18 protein-coding genes are annotated in these 19,412 nt (G+C 32.8%); 6 read left to right on the top strand and 12 right to left on the bottom strand.

All coding sequences use genetic code 11. From position 1 onward, the window contains the following. Positions 1–292: 292 nt before the first annotated feature. The gene (locus tag POF52_RS25300) at positions 293–727 is read right to left on the bottom strand and encodes a hypothetical protein (protein WP_271995987.1); all 435 of its coding nucleotides are present in this window, start codon (positions 725–727) and stop codon (positions 293–295) included. A 380-nt stretch (positions 728–1,107) separates the two neighbouring features. Here POF52_RS25300 and POF52_RS25295 point away from each other — a divergent pair, with 380 nt between their 5' ends. After that, on the top strand, positions 1,108–2,394 hold the full coding sequence (locus POF52_RS25295; protein ID WP_271995985.1) for a glycosyltransferase family 2 protein: 1,287 nt from the start codon (positions 1,108–1,110) through the stop codon (positions 2,392–2,394). Here the strand turns inward: POF52_RS25295 and POF52_RS25290 are convergent. The 3 genes from POF52_RS25290 to POF52_RS25280 form a co-directional block, all read right to left on the bottom strand. Then, on the bottom strand, positions 2,391–2,609 hold the full coding sequence (locus tag POF52_RS25290) for a hypothetical protein (RefSeq protein ID WP_074684250.1): 219 nt from the start codon (positions 2,607–2,609) through the stop codon (positions 2,391–2,393). The two genes, POF52_RS25295 and POF52_RS25290, sit on opposite strands and share 4 nt — an antisense overlap. 16 nt (positions 2,610–2,625) lie before the next feature. Continuing rightward, positions 2,626–3,174, bottom strand: a complete 549-nt coding sequence (locus POF52_RS25285; RefSeq protein WP_271995982.1) for a DUF2642 domain-containing protein — start codon at positions 3,172–3,174, stop codon at positions 2,626–2,628. 277 nt (positions 3,175–3,451) lie between these two features. Beyond that, positions 3,452–4,171 carry a glycosyltransferase family 2 protein gene (locus tag POF52_RS25280; protein ID WP_271995979.1) on the bottom strand — a complete coding sequence of 240 codons (720 nt, stop codon included), beginning with the start codon at positions 4,169–4,171 and terminating at the stop codon, positions 3,452–3,454. 318 nt (positions 4,172–4,489) lie between these two features. Here POF52_RS25280 and POF52_RS25275 point away from each other — a divergent pair, with 318 nt between their 5' ends. Continuing rightward, a complete protein-coding gene (locus POF52_RS25275; protein ID WP_098450054.1) occupies positions 4,490–5,560 on the top strand; it encodes a glycosyltransferase family 4 protein in 1,071 nt (356 codons plus the stop codon). A gap of 44 nt (positions 5,561–5,604) precedes the next feature. On the opposite strand, the gene POF52_RS25270 is transcribed toward POF52_RS25275, so the two are convergent. The 3 genes from POF52_RS25270 to POF52_RS25260 form a co-directional block, all read right to left on the bottom strand. Then, a complete protein-coding gene (locus tag POF52_RS25270; protein ID WP_098450055.1) occupies positions 5,605–6,852 on the bottom strand; it encodes a glycosyltransferase family 4 protein in 1,248 nt (415 codons plus the stop codon). Positions 6,853–7,436: 584 nt separating this feature from the next. Continuing rightward, positions 7,437–8,162 (bottom strand): glycosyltransferase, encoded by a 726-nt coding sequence (locus tag POF52_RS25265; RefSeq protein WP_271995975.1) that lies wholly within the window; start codon positions 8,160–8,162, stop codon positions 7,437–7,439. A gap of 359 nt (positions 8,163–8,521) precedes the next feature. Continuing rightward, the gene (locus tag POF52_RS25260; RefSeq protein ID WP_211079285.1) at positions 8,522–9,436 is read right to left on the bottom strand and encodes an NAD-dependent epimerase/dehydratase family protein; all 915 of its coding nucleotides are present in this window, start codon (positions 9,434–9,436) and stop codon (positions 8,522–8,524) included. A 224-nt stretch (positions 9,437–9,660) separates the two neighbouring features. On the opposite strand from POF52_RS25260, the gene POF52_RS25255 reads away from it, so the two are divergent. From POF52_RS25255 to POF52_RS25240, 4 genes are all read left to right on the top strand, one after another. Beyond that, positions 9,661–10,878, top strand: coding sequence for a glycosyltransferase family 4 protein (locus tag POF52_RS25255; RefSeq protein WP_116327263.1), 1,218 nt, complete (start codon positions 9,661–9,663; stop codon positions 10,876–10,878). Positions 10,879–11,009: 131 nt separating this feature from the next. Beyond that, the gene (locus tag POF52_RS25250; RefSeq protein WP_098450059.1) at positions 11,010–11,921 is read left to right on the top strand and encodes an NAD-dependent epimerase/dehydratase family protein; all 912 of its coding nucleotides are present in this window, start codon (positions 11,010–11,012) and stop codon (positions 11,919–11,921) included. A 202-nt stretch (positions 11,922–12,123) separates the two neighbouring features. After that, the gene (locus tag POF52_RS25245; RefSeq protein ID WP_098450060.1) at positions 12,124–12,747 is read left to right on the top strand and encodes a DUF1796 family putative cysteine peptidase; all 624 of its coding nucleotides are present in this window, start codon (positions 12,124–12,126) and stop codon (positions 12,745–12,747) included. A gap of 394 nt (positions 12,748–13,141) precedes the next feature. Then, positions 13,142–13,336, top strand: coding sequence for an SPOR domain-containing protein (locus POF52_RS25240; protein ID WP_097813206.1), 195 nt, complete (start codon positions 13,142–13,144; stop codon positions 13,334–13,336). Positions 13,337–13,574: 238 nt separating this feature from the next. Here the strand turns inward: POF52_RS25240 and POF52_RS25235 are convergent, their stop codons facing one another. From POF52_RS25235 to POF52_RS25215, 5 genes are all read right to left on the bottom strand, one after another. Beyond that, the gene (locus tag POF52_RS25235) at positions 13,575–14,399 is read right to left on the bottom strand and encodes a dTDP-4-dehydrorhamnose reductase family protein (RefSeq protein WP_097813205.1); all 825 of its coding nucleotides are present in this window, start codon (positions 14,397–14,399) and stop codon (positions 13,575–13,577) included. Beyond that, positions 14,400–15,386 carry a polysaccharide biosynthesis protein gene (locus POF52_RS25230; protein WP_176585979.1) on the bottom strand — a complete coding sequence of 329 codons (987 nt, stop codon included), beginning with the start codon at positions 15,384–15,386 and terminating at the stop codon, positions 14,400–14,402. Beyond that, positions 15,379–16,470 (bottom strand): non-hydrolyzing UDP-N-acetylglucosamine 2-epimerase, encoded by a 1,092-nt coding sequence (gene wecB / locus POF52_RS25225; protein ID WP_029319773.1) that lies wholly within the window; start codon positions 16,468–16,470, stop codon positions 15,379–15,381. The genes POF52_RS25230 and wecB overlap by 8 nt, the downstream gene beginning before the upstream one ends. Positions 16,471–16,889: 419 nt before the next feature. Further along, entirely contained in the window at positions 16,890–17,576 is a 687-nt protein-coding gene (locus POF52_RS25220) for a DUF1796 family putative cysteine peptidase (RefSeq protein WP_170959602.1), read from the bottom strand. Positions 17,577–17,949: 373 nt separating this feature from the next. Beyond that, positions 17,950–19,110 carry a S8 family peptidase gene (locus POF52_RS25215; RefSeq protein WP_176585980.1) on the bottom strand — a complete coding sequence of 387 codons (1,161 nt, stop codon included), beginning with the start codon at positions 19,108–19,110 and terminating at the stop codon, positions 17,950–17,952. Positions 19,111–19,412 lie beyond the last annotated feature (302 nt).

The following is a 19,412-nucleotide window of genomic DNA, read 5'->3' as shown; positions in this document are numbered from 1 at the left end:
TACTAGCAGAAAAAGAGAGGGATAGTCTAAAAAACGGTTCCCTCAGTTAATAGTTTTAGAGTACACCAAAATTATATAGAGTTCTAAAGATTATTACGTCACATTTAAACTCATGGATATATTTAGCTAAATTTATTCGTTATTTAATTTCCCTAAAATGGAAAAGCACTTTTCTTGTGAAAGGTGCTTTTTATATTTTATAGATAAAATTATTAAAGGATAAGAGAATTAAACAATTCTAGTATTTAGATTCACCATCTGAGGGGGAGAGTGACAAGATTTTCATTTAGTATTAGTCTGAGTAAGCAATACCATTAAAACTCTCTGGTCCCACTCTCACGGTACCTAGGAGATTTGAGCCAATAAATGCCGTATAGACTAAAAGGCCAGAAGCCGGTGCAGGGATGTTAAAATCAGAAGCTGTGAAGGTAAAAAGTTGGGGGCCTAATAGATTTATATTTAAGGATTCTGAAGAGGAATAAATGACAGGATCAGTGAGGGCAGTTCCTCTGACTATTGTAATAGAAATCGTTGTTGCTGCAGGTAGTAGAGGTAATTGGCAAGTAACTGTCCCGCTTAATTGAGTACGGATAGGGCCTGTAGCTCCTGAAACATTAAGCCCAATTTGTCCAAATAATCCCGGCTGCGAGAGAATAGTAATAGGAATAGAAATAGAGTTAGCGATGCTAGCATTTTGGGATGTTCTAGCATCTAATAATCTAGTCATGGAGTAACCTCCTTTCTATATTATTTATTATTATATGACAAGTAAGTTTTTATGCTTGGACAAACTAATTAGTTTAGTACAACTTCAAACCTTAATTAACGGAATGGAATTTAATCAATTATACTTCCCTAGGGTAAAATTTACATACATTATTTAATATCATAAAGAAGTTAAACTACATATGAGTAACTTTATAAATAATTACTTTTTAATTCCGTTACAAATATTGTAACGAAATTTCATAAGGTAAGATATCTGCTATACAAAAATTAAATTAGGGTACCGTCTTATTAGTGACAATAAGCTTATAAAAGTATCAATACCCCCGTTATTGGAATATTTATAATCATTACCTTGTATAATGGAGGTTATTTTATATCATGAAAGATATTCAAGTCTTTTTACTGAGTTATTCTAACTCAAATGCATTACAGCAGGCCTTAACGTCTTTAAACTTTATTATCAATCGAGTAAAAGAGGTCGTAGTTATAGATATACCGGACTTTTTGTTAAAGGTAGCTGATTCTTTTACTACGCATGTGAAAATTGAATATGTGAAAATAGAAAACAATGATTTGGGAAAAGTGTTAAATAATTATATTAACGAGCTATCTTGTGAATATGTTTTATTTCTTTACGACCAGGATTATTTAAATTCAAACATAACAGAGATACAATTAGAGTTAAACAATGAAAAACAAGTGATGGCTTATCAGAATACAATTAAAAATATAACAATTCAACGACCTTTTTTTGTAAAGACGCATTTCTTAAAACAAAATATATTTTTTCAGGATAACGGAGTTCCTTTTAAAGAAGCCATATTACCTTCATGGCTATCTCTGGTTAGTCATTACCACCTTATACTAGAGAATAGGGGTATTATTAGTCAGTACTCTAAAGATGCTTCTACAAGTAATATTGAAAAAATAAGATTTATAGAAAAATATCAGTTAAAAATACCTAACCAAATAGCTCACCCCTCCGTAGCAGTAATGGTATCAAATTATAATATGGCTAACTATGTAGGAACTGCTATTAATTCATGTTTCCTACAAAGTAGTCCACCACAACAGATATTAGTGGTTGATGATGGCTCGACTGACGAGTCTTATAAGATTTTAGAAAAATGGATTTACCATCCTAGGTTTAAACTTTTAACTAAAGAGAATGGTGGAAAGGCCAGAGCCTTGAATGAATTACTCCCATACATTGAGACAGATTTTATAATTGAACTAGACGCTGATGATTGGCTAGATCCTGATGCGATCTTTGTTATCAGAGATTATTTAAGGAGCTTATCAGACGATGTTGCTGTTCTTTATGGTAATTTAAGAGCTTGGAAACAGGTAAACCCAGAGAAAGTAAAATACAAAGGTATTAGAAAAGGAAGCCAAGTGTTTAATAAAATGGAATTGCTCTCATATACGTTTCCTTTAGGCCCGCGCGTCTATCGGACATTGCCTTTAAAGGAGAATAAAGGATTTCCAATTATAGACTTTGAGAATGGTCGTATGTATGAAGACGTTAGTATATTAAATCATTTACTAAGAGAAAATCGTTTATTATATAAAGATTTTACAGTTTATAATGTGAGAGAGCATGAATTAAGCATCACAAAAAAAAACCCCTCCGGTTGGAGCGATTTTTTAAAATTGCTTAATTAAGCAACTGGAGAAAAAGTAACAAAGTTAATTGCAGGGATAGATATAGTTAGTGGAGTAGTAGTAGTACCATAACCATATCCAACTGTCTGAAGGATAGTAAGAAGGTTACCTGTAACAGAAGTAATAATTCCTTCCACAAAACCATCAGACATAGCAATTTCTACTGGTGTCCCAATACGTTTTGTTAATTCTGCAGCTAAAAAGCTTTCAAACATATAATAAACCTCCTCCTTAAAGTGATGCTACTGTTTCAATTTTGCTTAGATTTACAAAATTCATCGTTCCATCACTTTCTACTAAAACGGCATAATCTGATAGAACGGCAAGTAAAACTCCTGTAAGTGTCTCGTACTCTGTTGAAAATTGTACTGTTTGGTTAAGACGATTTGTTAAATCATTACGTAGAGCGTTTAAACTAGGTAGAAGTCTTAGTCTTAGAAGATCAATTAAAAGGTTAGTAGTCGCTGTAGTGGTAGTGTTTAGAAGGCCAGTAGCAGTAGCAGTCGTAGTGTTTAACAGGTCAGTAGCGCTGGCGGTAGTAGTGTTTAACAGATCAGTTACATTAGTGGTAGTAGAGTTCAAAAGATTAGTGATTGAAGAAGTATCCACAAGGCCATTAGTATTTAAAGTGTTAAGGAGCTCAGTTACATTAGTTGATGAATTAGCAGTGTTTAACAGATTGTTAGTTGTAGAAGTCGCTGTAGTGGGTAACGTTTGTAATGTCCCAAGTAGGTTGAGTAACCTTGCTTTAGCTTCACTTGATAGTGCCAATATAATCATCCTTTCTTAATTGCATTTTTTTACATTATTGTCTATGTTTTATAATATGCTTATCCGATTTTTTCGGTGCTCAGCATTTTAATTATTTTAGTCAGGGGTTGAATAATCTTTTATGTGTATTTGAGGGGTATATGCAAGAGAGCAGTGTATTACAAATGTTCTGTGTTTATATTTAAATTTTTTAGTATGAAGAATAAACTTAACAATTTGTTTTGGTAAAGTAACTTTTAGACTGTGAATATATCAGGCATTGACTGCCCTAAGGTATTGTTGTTTATCAACTGTCTTTTGCTATATATTCTGTGATTAGTTGCGTCAGAGTATTTTGATGGCGGTTAATGACGACTTTATTTTCTTCCTTAATAAAGGAAGCATATTTTTTAGTACCCATATTTTCATGAATTCTAGATAATAAAAGCGGTTCGGAAAGATAATGAAGATCAAATTTTTGAATGATTCGCGCCCATAAATCATAGTCATGAGTATAAAGGAGTGTTTCATCAAAAAAGCCTACAGAAGTAAACACATTTTTATTTATCATTGTAGAACAGCCATTAATAATGTTTCCCTTACTCATTTGTTTTAGTACTTCAAGCTTACTTGAGGGATGAAATCCTATAGGAGGAGTTATAATATTACCTTTTGCATTAATAGCGTAGTAATTTGTATGGCTAAAAAGAGCATTGTTTATAATCATGAATTCTAACTGGAGAGCAATCTTTTGGGGATAATAAATATCATCTGAACTAAGCCAGCATATATAATCTCCGGTAGCCAACTTGATACCCACATTCAAAGCACTTGCTGTTCCCCCATTTTCTTTTTCTGTATATATAATTTTATCTAAATAAGGAATGATTTTTTCTTTATATTGAGTAGATCCGTCATTTATCACGATAATTTCAATATCATTGTAGGTTTGATTTAGTAAACTGTCCAATGCATGACTAATAAATGGACAGTTGAAGAAAGGTACAATAACAGATACTTTTAACATATTTAATTCTCCTTTCAGATAACATTAAACTTATTAATATCCTATTTGATTATTATTTTATCTCTAATACCTTATTAAATAACATTACATTTATTAAGATATGAAACATATTTTAAATATGAAATAGATATTCGTTAGATTAATTTTACTCACCATTTAAAGTGAATAAAAATTTTAATTTAATAATATTGGTAAGTTAAGTAAAAGAGCAGTTCAATTTATGCATATTATTTATTAGAGTGACCTTTATTATCTTAAGGTTTAATATACGATCTATAATTTTTGTTTTTAAATTAATTTACTAAATGGGGGTAAGAAATGAATATATTGTTTGTATTCTATGTCCCAAGTGGTGGTGTAGAGACTTTAAATCGTCAAAGGTGTAAAGCTCTTAAGAAATATAATATTAATGCCGACTGTCTCTATTATGAAAATAGAAAAAAGACAATAAATGATCATGGTACTCAAACGTTTGTAACAAATGAAGACACAGAGATAAAAAAAATATTGGATGATGGAAATTACAGTCTCGTTGTGATCGTTTCAGATTTCCAAGCTTTACCTAGATTTAAATCACTAGGTTATCGGGGAAAGATGATTATAGAAATACAAGGATACGGTCCAAAAAGCACCGCCAGAGCTGCCCTTACAAATGCTGTGCCTCTTGTAACTAAATACGCTTCTGGTTTCCTTAACCCTAAAACCCCTCACATTATGCAGCTGTTAGATGAACTTTATCCCTCATTCCCTGTTTTTAGTTTTAACAACTGTTTTGATACTAATGAGTTTTCATACCGATCCGTACCTGAAAGTCATACTCCACATATTGCATGGATTGGAAGAATTGAAGATAATAAGAATTGGAGAGAATTTTTAAAAATAGGTAGTGAATTAGTTCATAATTATAATTCAGGCATACAATTACATATGTTTGAAGATCCTACTATAAGTGAACCAAAAGAAAGAGCTGAATTTAAAAATTTAATTAAAGAATTAAATTTAGAGGCAAATCTTCTGCTTCACGCAAATGTCCCTAACAATGAAATGGCAAATTATTTTTCAATGATCGGTGAATCTGGTGGCTTTTTATGCTCTACCTCTAAAGTAGAGGGAGCACCTTATTCGCTTCTTGAGGCAATGAGCTGTAAGTGTCCTGTATTGACAACAGACTCTGATGGTGTAAAAAGTTCAATTATTCATAATCAAACAGGAAAATATTATACGTTAGGTAATGTTGATGAAGCTGTTAAGGAAGCAAAAGAGTTGATAATGGATTCTCAATTAAGAGAGTATATACGAAAAAATGCTCTCCAGCATGTAAAGATAAACTTTAGTCCGGAATTATACTGTACAAATTTTATTGCTATGATTAGGTCCCTTGGAATATGATAATAAATAAAACACCAGAGCCTTTACATGCTCTGGTGTTTTATTTAAGTTGAATTTTCATTTTCTGTTTCTAAACCTTTAGCCTGTTGGTACAGTGACAGAACATTATTAACCATGGTATCAAGAGACCATCGCTCTTTCGCCCATTCCTTAGTACAGACAGCCAGTTGTTTACGAAGAATATCATTTTCAAGTAAATATCTTAACTGATCATATAGTTCATGGATGTTTCCAACAGAGGAAACTAATCCGCTTCTGCCGGTCTCAACCATTTCAGGTAAACCTGCCGTATTGCTTACAAGAACCGGTAAACCTGCTAGTTGAGCTTCCATGACAGAATAAGGCTGGGTATCATGTATACTAGGGTGAACAAAAATATCTGCCTCTTTGAGAAAATGAGCAACATCATTAGAGATTCCTAAAAATCTAATGTGGGTACTAAGCTCTAAACTTTGGCATTGTTCTTGCAACTCTGCTTTTAATTCTCCTTCTCCGAGTATCCAGCATTCCCAATCATCTCTATCCTTTTTTAAAAGCGCAAGTGCATCAAGTAGATGATGAACACCCTTTAAATAAACGAGCCTCCCCATAAACAGGATAATTTTCTTTCCCTTTTTTGGTCCAATAATAGGGTGTTTCATAGAATCTTCTTGAAAATTTTTAATATCTAATCCGTATGAAAAAGTCATTATTTTATCCGGAGAAATAGAAAAGTTATCTATAATATTATTACGCATCCAAAGCGTGGGACTATGAATCAAATTACTAGATTGATATCCTAGACGTTCAAGGGTTTTATGGTATTGATATTCAAATGTATCTTGCAGTTGTTGATCAGTTTTTTTTCGATGCATGGTCTTAAGGGTAAAGAAAATATCCCTTGATAGGTTACCCAGTGCACTAGTAACAAGGGGGATGTTTGAAGGTTTAACTCTACTTATAGCTCTTGCCGCTGTTACATCTAGTGCATGAATGATGTCATAGTGTTGGAGATTATAATATACGGCTGATAGCTCCAAGCTATAACGAAATATTTCAACATTATATATCCAGCTGTTTATAGGTAATGAAGGCATCTCTGTTATGATCTTTTCTTTAATATAAGGAGAAATATTATCAATTTCTATTTCTGTTTCTTGCCCTATAATTCGATATTTGGTTGTATCAGGAGTATGGCTGAGTACATCGACAGAATGCCCCAAGTCTTCAAGAGATTTTTTGAGTAATGATACAAACGTCCAAACTCCCCCGGTATAGGGGAGTGGATAATAGGAAACCAATAAAATTTTCATTTATAATCATCCCTTAATTGTTTTGCATATATTTTGGTGTTGGGTGTGTAAGCTTATAACAACATTGTAGAAAGCTCTACTAGCTTACTGAGTATATTTAAAAATTATATTTATAACTTGAGGATCAGGAATTTTATAGTCTGGATGCAATTTGGTTTTTATCTCATCTAAGAAATCAGTAAGATTTTTATCAAATGATGAAGTATTTTTGTCTTTCATTTATTATTAATTCCCTTCTTTCTTAAAAAAATTGGGCCAAAAATAATATCCGATTTACCACATTTATATAAGGTTAAGTAAATTTTTCTTAGTTATATAGGCTTTCCTTAATGTATAATATGTGAAAAATTTTTAATTGATATGGAGGGGGCTTATTCTTTTAATATTTCAATTAGAGATGTATGTAACAAGATTTAAATGTATATAGGTGTAAGGAGACTAAGAATAAGGGGTAGCACTACTTGTAAGGGAGGATTTTAATTATTTGGATGGGATTCATAATTCGAACAAGTAGTGAAGTAGCTTATTAAATAAGGTTGAGATAGATATTGGTGGGCATAGAGAATTGTAAACTTATACACACTTTATGACTGGTCTGACTGAAGCGATTTTATATATTCTTTTAAAAGAGGACGGTAATGATATTCAATAATTTTCATCTCTTTTTGCATTTCGGGTTGATATTTACGTGTTCCCGAATTCTCATGTGAGCGAAATTTTGTAAGGGATTCATCAAAGTAATGAATTTCATAGCCATTCACAAGCATGCGGAACCACATTTCATAATCGTGTGTATAACGAAAGTCTGGAGAAAAAACCCCCACTTTATCAAAAAATTCCTTTTTTATAAGAATTGTACAGCCATTAATAGCATTATAAGTTAGAAAAGCATTATATACATCATCAAGATTGCTAAAGCGTTTAGTACACCAAGGAACTAAAACTTGATTATCTTTATTAATGTAATCAAAATTTGTGAAACTGGCGTCTATTTTCTTTTTAGTCATGAATTCTATCTGTTTAGAAACTTTTGCAGGAACAAAATAATCATCTGAACTTAACCAAGCAATATACTCTCCTGTAGCAACAAATAAGCCGGTGTTAAGAGCAGTAGCAGTTCCTCCGTTTTCTTTCCTTATATAAATAATCTTGTCTTTAAATGGCATAATTTTTTCCGTATGGCTTGTAGAACCATCGTCTATTACCACTATCTCTATATTTTCATATGTCTGATCTAAGGCACTTTTAATTGCCTGATCAACGTAAGGACAGTTATAAAAAGGAATGATTATTGATACTTTTGGACCCATTATTTACCCTCCAAAAAATAAATTGTGTTCAGGGTATATGACTCGCTTATTATCCATGCTTAATTCAAAATTCATCAAAATGATAGCTTTAATTTAAGCAATGGAAATTATAAGTTATATACTTTACGGAATATTAAGGAACCCATTAGTTTGAAATTACCTTGTTTAATTCCTCAATTAGAATATGCAAAGAACTTGTTAAATGATATGAAAACTCTCTAAAAAACACCTTTCATATGCCAACCTCTAGTGAGAATATGGAAAAAGGCTCAATTAAAGTAAATCTTAATTAATTTCACACAAGAGATTTTATAAGAAGCAGCAAAGGACTAATTAATAAAGTAGCCATTTTTCTTTCACTAGTTATTAGGACCATCTACTTGTTGACGATAAAAATCAACAATGTTCTTTATAGTAGTTTCCAGAGGGATTTTTGGTTGCCACCCTAATTCAATTAAAGATACAGGGTGCAGATCAACATGATTAACTATAGGGCTTTGATTATCTAATTTTGTTTGAAATGGAATATTCGTTGTTTTCCTAAACATGTTTATAATTTCACCTAAGGAATGGCTCTTACCAGAAGAGACATCATATATGTCACCAGACTTCCCTTTCTTGAGAAGACAATCATAAGCTTTCACTGCATCTCGTACATCTAAAAAATCTAAACGATTATTTAAATTACTAACATTTAAGAATTTTTCTTCTTTCCCTCTTTCCATATTTACAATCCTCTGAGCAAAAATTGAACAGACCCCTGTAGAGAATCCCGGTCCTATTAAATTTGATGGTTTAGCAATGACAATATGCATATTATATAAGGCAGCCCAAAATTGAGAAAAAATAGATTGTATCGTTTTGCTTAGGCCATAGGGATGATTAAAAGTGGGGATAGAGGTTGGATTAAATTGGAGAGCTGAACTCACAATAACTGTCTTAGAAGCTGGTGCTTCTTGTCGGAGAGCCTCAATAAGATATACTGTACCCATTGCATTCACTTCAAGGGAATTAAGAGGGTCTTCCCATGAACGACCTACCGCATTTTGTCCTGCTAAATGGAGAACATAATCAGGCTTTATTTGTTTAATAAGGTCTTTTATTCCCTTTTTATTAATTAAATCGCATTGTTTTGTTCTAACTTTTTTATAACAAAAGTTTCTCTTGTTAGTTATGGCTATAATATCCAAGTCTAATTTTGAAAAATATTCACACGCATGTTGTCCAGTAAAGCCGCTTGCTCCGGTAATTAATAATTTATGTTTTGCGTTCATTAGTTTCACATCCCACCCAGTGTATTTAAACTTTCCATTAAATTAAGCTTAATATTAGATGTATGCTAAAAAAAACAAATCTTTCATTTAGAGCCTTTATGCTACTGGATTAAAATATTGTTTTTTAAATAAAAATGGTAGTTTATAACATTAATTAGCTGCATGAATACCTATATATAAGGGGATTTGGGAGCGCTGATGTTATAAAAAGAGGAGAGAAATTTATGAAAATATTACTTGCTACATTTTGGGAAGTCCCTCATGTAGGTGGCGTTTGGAATTATATGCAACAGTTAAAAAAAGAACTTGAAGCCTTGGGACATGAAGTAGACTTGCTTGGTCATGGAGCAGGGAATGAATCAGTTCATATTGTTAATAAAAATCAAGAATTTATTAAAGATGAGCTTTCATTAGTCACAAAGTTAGCTCAAAAAGAGAAAAATCAACCTCTCCTATATAAAGATGAAGTAGTTAAATTTTATGAGAAGCAGCGTCTGGGTTATATGGAAGGAATTACGAATCTAGGCATAGATCAATACGATATAATTCATACACAAGATGTAGTGTCAACTGCCTGTATTAGCCCGCTAAAACCTGAAAAAACAGCATTAGTAGCAACTATACACGGTTGTGTGGCTCACGAATTAAATCACTACGTTAAAAATACTTTGAAATCCTCTACCGCCGATATAGCATGTAAGTATTTTAATGAGCTTGAGCATACAGGTGCTATGTCTGCTGACTGTACAGTGGTCGCAAATAACTGGCTTAAGAATATTTTAATAAAGGAATTTCAGGTTCAAGAGCAAAAGCTCACAGTATTTCATTATGGATATGATATTAATTCTTTTCTTCAGCGGATGCAAAACCCCTCAACTCTTCGTTCACGCGTTGGTCAACAAGTAATTATTTATACGGGAAGGTTGGTTGAGATTAAGGGAATTCATCATTTATTATCTGCACTCAGTGAATTAAAAAAGTTAAAAAAAGGATGGGTATGTTGGATAGTTGGGGATGGGGATAAAAAAGCTGAGTTAAAAGCTCAGAGCAGAGCACTAGGGCTAGGAAAAAGAGTTGTTTTTTTAGGCAACAGAAATGATGTCCCTTCTTTACTATCTCTCGCTAATATCTTTGTACTTCCCAGCCTTATAGAAAATCAACCCCTATCCGTAATTGAAGCGCAACTTGCTGGAAAACCCGTAATAGTAAGTGATGCAGGGGGATTACCAGAAATGGTTCAACACGGTTCAACAGGAATAATTTCGCCTGCTGGAGATCCAAACTCACTATGTAAAAATATTTATAACTTATTAATAAACCCAGAATACAGGGATAACTTAGGGTCTAAAGCACAGGAATGGGCCTTAAATCATTGGTCACAAAAAAAAGCAGTTGATAAGGTATTGAACGTTTACGAAAAGGCTCTCTCAGACCGGAAGTAAGCTTATAACTTTTAGTAGTGTGGCAAAGGTAAATCAATACATCTTTTTAATGAAGTATTGGGTAGGGAGCTTACACAGTAACCTTTTTGATGACATATACTATTGAAACTTAAAGAGGGAGAGAATAGTATATGAAGGCTATAGTAACTGGAGGGGCGGGTTTTATTGGTTCCCATCTTGTGGAAGAACTTATTATAAAAGGATTTGAAGTTCATATAATTGATAGCATGATCTCAGGAAAGCAAGAGAATATACATCCTCTTGCTACTCTTCATGTTGAAGATATATGTAGCAAACAGACTAAACAAATTATTCTCAAGGAAAAGCCAAATATAGTGTTTCACCTGGCTGCTCAGGCGGATGTTTCAAGATCCATCAATGATCCCCAGTACGATGCTGATGTAAATATAAAGGGCACTATCAATATACTTGAGGCTTGTCGAGATGCTTCTGTTGATAAATTTATATTTGCATCCACTTCAGCTGTTTATGGAGAGTTGCAAAAAGATTTAATTACCGAGATGGACCCTACAGTACCTATTTCTTATTATGGTTTATCTAAGCTAACAGCCGAGTCATATATACGCCTATTTTCTCATTTATATGGACTATCTTATACAATTCTTCGTTATGGAAATGTATATGGACCTAGGCAGACCCCAAAGGGTGAAGGAGGAGTAGTTGCAGTATTCTTAGATAGACTAAATAAAGGAACCATGCTAAATATTCATGGTGATGGTGAACAAACCCGTGATTTTATTTACGTAAAGGACATTGTTCAGGCAAATATAGCTGCTATTGACAAGGGCCACCAGGAGGTTATTCATGCTAGTACTACGCAGAGAACCTCTGTGAATCGTCTATTAAAGGAGCTTGAGAAGATTCATGGTTCTAAAATTAATATAAGCCATACGGAAGGACGACCTGGAGATATTAAACATAGCTGTCTCGATAGTAAAAAAGCGCATAAGCTATTAAAGTGGCAGTCTCAAGTTTCTATCTTTAGTGGCTTAGCAGAAACATACGCATTTTTAAAAAAATAATCAATGGCATTTATAAATATGATTGTTTAATAGTTAGTCGATTTACTCACTTGACTTAAAGCTTCTCTATGATCCACCCATAATCCTTTGTGTGAATGCTTATTTTATTAGATTAGTAGTTACTAGCCCTTCCTTTTTTTAGATTTGTGCATTTAATATAATATATAGACTCGTACAAATTTTATTTTAAGGGGAAAATAGTATGAATTTAGAAGGTATAAAAGGGCAATACGACGCTATTTTCAGTTTAGGGGATTTGTGTTTGACTTCACTTCAGCTTAAAGATAACAACTTAAGAACGTTTTCCGGAATCTTAGATTGGGTTTCGTCTCCTTCTTTAAAGAATGTTAATGTTCTCTTACAGAACCGATTTGCTGATTTTTTGAATCTAAAGAATCTTAGAATTATAAAATATATATCACAATGGGACTTATTAGTGTGGGATGAAATTTATAATATAGGGTTTAACCATGATTTTAAAACAGACAAAAATACACTTACCTATTTAGGTGGCTATGCTGAGGTTAAAGAAAAATATGATAGAAGAATTCAGCGCTTTTTAGAGAAGTTGTCTACAGGTCAAAGAATCCTGTTTATAAGAACTGAAGCAAGTTTTGAAGAAGCTGCTGAGCTTGAAGCTATCTTATCTGGAATGATTGCTAATGATTTTAAAATTCTTGTTATTAATCATACAGATGTGGACCATTTAGTTGAAAAGAGTTGGTCTCTGCAAAGAGTCTGTGCTATTGAACTGCCTAATCATGATAAATGGAATGCAAACAATCATTATTGGAAGATGATACTAGCCGATATTACCCTTTTATAATTACATGAAGGAGCCTTTTCTTACCTAATTATAAAAGGGTAATTTTATATAATTGTGAAGTTTTGCTGTTAGTAAGAGCAAATATTAAATCTCCAAGGAGGATATGTGCTGAGGTATTAGTGTAAATACATAGAATTTATTCTTTATTTTGTTCTAAGTCAGTTATACCGTATAAATTGTTTTCTCTAAATATAATTAACATGAAGATTATTGGACAAGTTGAAACGAATTTTTATTCAATTTCATTTAAGGCATCTCTTCTAAGGATGTTAGGGTGCTTTTTAAGGGTGCCCTTACTATGGTAAAGAGCAACTGATAAATCTGTTTGTAACTAAGTATTTAAATTAACTTATCCTTAGTTATAACATAGTAAGCAAATAAGGAGGGGTGTATTATGGATAATAATCACTTTCAAGAGACTCATAATAGTAATGATAATAACTCCACTCAAAAACAACGTTACCGCGTGATAACAGGAGCATTTAACGATAAAGTAACAGCAGATCAAATTGCAACTGAAATAAAAGAGCGTTATGGTTTAACAGTGTATGTAATTCCTGAACAAGTTAAAAGATCTAGCTCTTCCTGAATGGGTTATGCTAAGTTAGCTTTTATAATTATAAGAGTTACACAACAAATAAGGTATTATAAAAAGAGACAGCTAATTAGCTTCATTTTGAAATAATTGGCTGTCTATTACCCCTTTAATTTAATTATTTAAAAATGAATGTTTAAATAAATCACAAAACTTCAAACAATAGGTGGAGATAAAAAAGGACATCATTTTTAGTGTGGCTTTCTTTATCATTTCTATTATTTAGAGGGAATTATTTAGACATCCATTCTTTTAATTCATTTAACATTTCTCTGTAACCTGGAGGGGTGTAACAAAAGTCTGTGCGGGTACTAATGATTGTTCGGTCTAATACTACTTCCTCGTCGGGACTTATTTCAATATCATCCTTCTCAAAAACTTCTTTAAACAATTCTAATAATGTTAATTTTGATAACTTTTGCTTTGAATGTAGATGGTATAATCCCGTAACATTATTTTCTATAAAAAATTCAATTGCCTTCGCTAACTCTAAGGTTGTTACTCCGTTCCAAAAAACTTTTTTATACCCTTTTATTATTCCCCGTTGGTTCATGAACCAAAGAAATAGACCAATTCCACCTTCCTTCAGTTCAGGACCTATTATTGAAGTACGGATTGTTAGGTGCTTATTATCAACAATTTCACCAAGTTGTTTAGATTGAGCATATACCGATGTACCATCTGGAGAATCGTTTTCTGTATAATCCCCTTTTAATCCTAAAAATACGCAATCTGTGCTAATATGAATTAACTTACCTTGATAACGTTCAATTAATTTAGCTAATTGATGCGGTAGTAAGCTATTTATTTGAAAAGCACGCATAGGATTATTACTTGCGTGTTCATTTAAGACTCCAATGCAATTGATAATAATATCTGGCTTTATAGCATCGATAGTTTCCTCGAGCCTTTTAAAATTTGTTATATCCAAGTAAATTCCATTTTTATCCTTAGGATCTCTTGATGTATAGGATACATCATAATTTGAATTTAGCATGAAATACCTTGTGATTACATGCCCTGCCATTCCTTTTCCACCAAGAATCAATAATTTCATTTAAATAAAACCGCCTTTCAGCAACATTTCTCTAATTGCCTCTTTGCTAATTGTTTCTTTACTTGAATCATATTTTTCTAGGTTTACAAGGGTGTATGGTGCATAATATTCTTTTAAGCCTTCAATATGGATTGGAGGTAAAATAACGAAATATTCATCATCATATGTGACAGTGGTCGTACTCTCATATTCAGATAAAAGTAATTCGTGTATTTTCTCTCCAGGTCGTATACCTAATGTTTCAATTTCAATCTTTTCTTTACCAGAAGCCTCTATCAATACACTAGCTAGGTCAATAATTTTGCAAGTAGGCATTTTCATAACAAAAATTTCTCCGCCCAGACTTTCAAATGTCGCCTTAAAAACAAGTTTTATTGCATCTTCTAAAGTTAGAAAGAAGCGGGTCATATTCGGGTCCGTAATGCCAATTTTCCCTTTCTCCTGAATTTGCTTTTTAAATACATGAATAACACTCCCGTTTGTTCCTAGTACATTACCGCCACGTATACAAACAAATTTAGTTTTAGTATTTAATGTGTTAGCGTGAATAATTAGCCTTTCTCCCATCGCCTTTGATAAGCCATAGAAGTTAGCGGGGTTTGATGCTTTATCAGTAGAAATATAGACAACTCTATCTACATTGCAACTTATAGCTGCATCTATTACATTTTGTGTTCCATGTACATTTGTTTTCAATGCCTCAATTGGCTGATCTTCGCATACTGGAACATGCTTTAAAGCAGCTAAGTGAAAAACATAATTCACATCTTGACAGGATTCCATTATTGCTTCTCTGTCTTTAATATCACCAATTATGAAACTTAATTTAGGATGGTTGTCAAACTCTTGCTTCATTGTGAATTGGTTGGACTCATTTCTTGAAAAAACGCGGATTTCTTTAGGGTTATGTGTTAATAGTTGTTTAACTAATTCGTATCCCCATGAACCTGTACCGCCTGTCACTAAAATAGTTTTATTTTCAAACACCTTTTATTCCTCCTAATACTACTTTAATCACTTTATCTGAAACGTTTAGATGGCCGTACCCTTCGGGATAGTACCAATTTTTTAATTGATTAACCATTACATGGACACAGCTTAAAATTTGATCAGCACTTATTCCTGAAAGCATATTACTTCCACATTCAATTGTTTCTGGTCTTTCAGTTGTTTTACGAATGGTTACAGTAGGAACGTGAAATAAACAGCATTCTTCTTGTACTGTACCGCTATCTGTCAAGACACAGTAAGCGTTTTTTTCAAGTTTTACAAAATCAAAAAAGCCAAATGGCTTATGAAGTTCTACTAGTGGGTGAATGTTAACAAGTGAACTATGTTCTATTCGAGACTTTGTACGAGGATGTATGCTACATATGACTCTTTTTTGGTAATATTCGGCCACCATATTGATCCCTTTAATAATTTCCAGTAATCGATCTTCATGATCAACATTTTCCGCACGATGAGCAGTAACTAAAAAGTAGTCTCCTTCTTTTAAGGACAATTTGTTAAGAATCTTACTATCTTCTATTCTAGATTTGTAATACGTTAAAACTTCATTAATTGGGTTTCCAGAAACAATAATTCGATTAGAGGGGATACCCTCTCTAAGTAAGTTTTCTTTACTTTGGGGAGTATAAGGAAGATTGAAACTTGAAATAGAATCAATAATTCGTCGATTCTTTTCTTCAGGCACTTCTAAGTCAAAGCAACGATTTCCAGCTTCCATATGAATAACTGGTATACCCATTCTTTCAGCTAAAATCGCACTTAGACCACTATTCGTATCACCTAATACTAAAATTTTGTCCGGTTTTTCTTTCAAAAATATACCTTCTAGCTCTTTGTACATTTTTGATAACTGTTCCCCTAGGGTAAGTTGTTGGTTAGCCAATATATAATCTGGTTGGCGAACATTTAATTCTTGGAAAAATACCTCGCTTAATGAAGCGGTAAAATTTTGTCCTGTATGCACCAAAATGTGTTCTGTAGCATAATCATCCAGTTTTCTGATAATGAGGCTTAAACGTATAATTTCGGGTCTTGTACCCAAAATAGTCATAACTTTCATTGTATACACGCCCTATTCATGTTATTTGAGCATAAGTACCTGCTCTATTTCGTATTCGCCCCCTTATTTATTAAAATATGCTCACCCTTGTTTCTTGCTATAGGCTAATCTATTAATCTTCCCAATAAAAACTTAGCTACCCAATTTATAAAACTTTTTAAGTGAAGTGGGAGGAAGGCGGTATAAACATAAGGATTTCTTTAGAGCTTATTATTCTTTTGTGAAACTTTAAAAATAGCGTTAAAAAGAGTTGCGTATTGGGCTTATAAAAAAATTTAAAAGGGATATTTATTTATTCAATCATTATAAAGAAAGACAGCAGAAGCTTTTTAGGAAGTTCTGCTGTCTTTCTTTATAATGACTCTTTCTTTTTATCTTCATTATCATGGCCATAAAAAAGATATGCTCTATCTTAAATGCTAATCCCAATAATTACTCAAACTTACTCCGTTTAATACATAATCCCATACTAGTTCATTATTTGGGTCATCCATAGGTACTTGAACAGAACAGACCCCATCAATCGTCCAATGCATATCAATAACGTTTTTAAGTCCCTCTGCCGGCTGAAGGAGTAATATATTAAACGACCCTTTTGTCAACCCTGATATTACAGATTTTAATTCTATAGCTTCTTCTGGACTAGCTGCTCCCCATCTAATAAATAAAATGGAGGAACTATTTTCGACTTTCTCCAAAAATCTAGCTATTCGCTGATGGAGTTTCTCTTTATAGGAAGGGTACATTACAGTCCAATCCACGTTTGGAATGATAGGGAAATCATGGACAGAAATGATATTGTAGTAAGTATCATGAATGAAGTGAGCATTAACTGGTTCAGTTCCTCCTTCTTCAGGAAAGATTGCTACACCATCATCGAGAAAATGAGCATAACCGTCAGTTCGCTGTAAGTTTTGAAACTCCATAAATCCAGTAAATCTATTTTTTAGCAATCTACTCACATCAGAAATTGAATTAGATATCATCCAGTCTAAAGGGAACGAAAATCTTCTCCAATTATGTCTTCTTAAATTAAGAGAGGGACCACACCAGCTGCCTAACCCTAACATTAAATCATAAGATCCTCTAATATCCTGTAAATTCAATATAATCATCCCTTTACTTTTAACAGTTCTATTATAGTAAATGCTAAATCATTTATTTTTGCTTGGACAAAGTAACTACAGACTTAGAGAAACTTAATCCTAATAGGTCTTAAGTAACTAAGAAAAGTGGATAAATACCTAAAAATTATCCCCCCACTTATTTTAAAATTTAGGGTACATAGCTAAATACGTCCAGATGGCAATTTGTTTAGTTATTTCTAGATTCATGTTCATATAAAATATTCAATTTACACTAAAATATAAAAACACTGAATATTCTTGCAAGGTCAGTGCTTTTAAAAGTGTATGTTATATTTTTCACATTGGTAGTGGTATTTAATATACCAATAGTTTTTTCATTAATTTAGAAGAGTTAATGAACTGCTCGGTTTGCATTGATTCTTCCGTAAGTCCAATATAAGCCTGTGCCTGGTACTGGATCACAGGTAGATAAAATAGTATTTTTAATTTGTACATTATTTTTCCCTTGAGCTGCTAATAATGCTGCTAATCCAGCTACGTGGGGGCAGGCCATCGATGTACCACTTAAATACGCATAATAACTCCCTGTGTAAGTGGATAAGATAGTTGAACCAGGAGCTGATACTTCTACCCAAGTACCATAATTAGAAAAATCAGATTTTTGATCGTTTATATCTGTAGAAGCGACAGCAATTACGTTCTGATAAGCAGCTGGATATGTTAGTGTATTAGAAGCTTCATTTCCAGCCGCAGCTACAATAACCACCCCTTGATTCCAGGCGTGATTAATGGCATTCTCTAAAGTAATTGATCCTTGAGAAGAGCCTAAACTCAAATTAATTACTTTAGCTCCTGCATTTGTTGAGTAAGTAATTGCATTTGCAATATTACTCAAGGTTCCATTTCCGCTGTTATCAAGAGCACGAACAGGTATTATAGATGCTGAAGGAGCTATCCCTGCAATACCTAAACTATTTTCTGTAAGAGCTCCAGCAATACCAGCTACATGAGTTCCATGACCATTACCATCGTTAGGATTTAAATTCCCCTCTACAAAATTATAACCAGGCCAAAGCTTAATAGCTAACTCAGGATGGTTTAATTGAACTCCTGTATCTATAATAGCAATTTTTATATTTCCGTTACTGGTAGTAACATCCCAAGCATCAGGAGCTTGTACTTTTTGAGGGCCATACTGATAGGCGAAAAAAGGATCATTGGGTGTATAGAAGGCTTTCAACATATGATTTGGTTCTGCGTATTCTACCTCTTCTAATTTATTATAAATTTTAATAAGTGTATTAATATCCCTTTTAGAATGTAAAACTTGAAAGTCAAGTTCCTTGTTGTGGTCTAAAATTGTACATTTATGCTTATGATGAATTTTTAGCTGTGTTTCTTCACACACATCCTCTTTAAACTTAACGATTATTTGAGTGTTCTTAGTAAATTCTGAAGAATTTAACTGTAAGAGTATCACTATATATTTCACAGTATAAAATAACAGTATAATAACGAATAGAGATGAGACAGTAACAAGCCAACTAAGCATCTATTTCCCTCCTAAAGAACTGAGTACTTATAGAATATTCATGTTCCATTAGAAAGGATTGGACAAACGTATTACTTATGAAAACATTAATTGAATTTATAAATTCAGGTTAAAATATGTATAAAGATATATTCGTAAGCAATGTATTACTGAATTCTTTAATTACAGTTCTGTAGACCTCGGTTTGTGAAAATACTGATCCTCAAGGAGTGGATAAATCAATAAAACAAAAACAACTATCCTCAAACGAAGACAGCTGTTTTTTTCTTATAAAATTTAGTTGAATGTCTCAACGCTTCTTG

This window comes from Priestia sp. AB, from assembly GCF_028369225.1.
GTDB classification, from domain to species: Bacteria; Bacillota; Bacilli; order Bacillales; family Bacillaceae_H; genus Priestia; species Priestia megaterium.
Note: the sequence above shows the minus strand (reverse complement) of the source record. Positions and strands in the feature narration are given on the sequence as shown.

Excerpts from the sequence above, each read along its gene's own strand:
- POF52_RS25300 (WP_271995987.1), bottom strand. The coding sequence starts at position 727 with ATGACTAGATTATTAGATGCTAGAACATCCCAAAATGCTAGCATCGCT.
- POF52_RS25295 (WP_271995985.1), top strand. The coding sequence starts at position 1,108 with ATGAAAGATATTCAAGTCTTTTTACTGAGTTATTCTAACTCAAATGCA.
- POF52_RS25290 (WP_074684250.1), bottom strand. The coding sequence starts at position 2,609 with ATGTTTGAAAGCTTTTTAGCTGCAGAATTAACAAAACGTATTGGGACA.
- POF52_RS25285 (WP_271995982.1), bottom strand. The coding sequence starts at position 3,174 with ATGATTATATTGGCACTATCAAGTGAAGCTAAAGCAAGGTTACTCAAC.
- POF52_RS25280 (WP_271995979.1), bottom strand. The coding sequence starts at position 4,171 with ATGTTAAAAGTATCTGTTATTGTACCTTTCTTCAACTGTCCATTTATT.
- POF52_RS25275 (WP_098450054.1), top strand. The coding sequence starts at position 4,490 with ATGAATATATTGTTTGTATTCTATGTCCCAAGTGGTGGTGTAGAGACT.
- POF52_RS25270 (WP_098450055.1), bottom strand. The coding sequence starts at position 6,852 with ATGAAAATTTTATTGGTTTCCTATTATCCACTCCCCTATACCGGGGGA.
- POF52_RS25265 (WP_271995975.1), bottom strand. The coding sequence starts at position 8,162 with ATGGGTCCAAAAGTATCAATAATCATTCCTTTTTATAACTGTCCTTAC.
- POF52_RS25260 (WP_211079285.1), bottom strand. The coding sequence starts at position 9,436 with ATGAACGCAAAACATAAATTATTAATTACCGGAGCAAGCGGCTTTACT.
- POF52_RS25255 (WP_116327263.1), top strand. The coding sequence starts at position 9,661 with ATGAAAATATTACTTGCTACATTTTGGGAAGTCCCTCATGTAGGTGGC.
- POF52_RS25250 (WP_098450059.1), top strand. The coding sequence starts at position 11,010 with ATGAAGGCTATAGTAACTGGAGGGGCGGGTTTTATTGGTTCCCATCTT.
- POF52_RS25245 (WP_098450060.1), top strand. The coding sequence starts at position 12,124 with ATGAATTTAGAAGGTATAAAAGGGCAATACGACGCTATTTTCAGTTTA.
- POF52_RS25240 (WP_097813206.1), top strand. The coding sequence starts at position 13,142 with ATGGATAATAATCACTTTCAAGAGACTCATAATAGTAATGATAATAAC.
- POF52_RS25235 (WP_097813205.1), bottom strand. The coding sequence starts at position 14,399 with ATGAAATTATTGATTCTTGGTGGAAAAGGAATGGCAGGGCATGTAATC.
- wecB (WP_029319773.1), bottom strand. The coding sequence starts at position 16,470 with ATGAAAGTTATGACTATTTTGGGTACAAGACCCGAAATTATACGTTTA.
- POF52_RS25215 (WP_176585980.1), bottom strand. The coding sequence starts at position 19,110 with ATGCTTAGTTGGCTTGTTACTGTCTCATCTCTATTCGTTATTATACTG.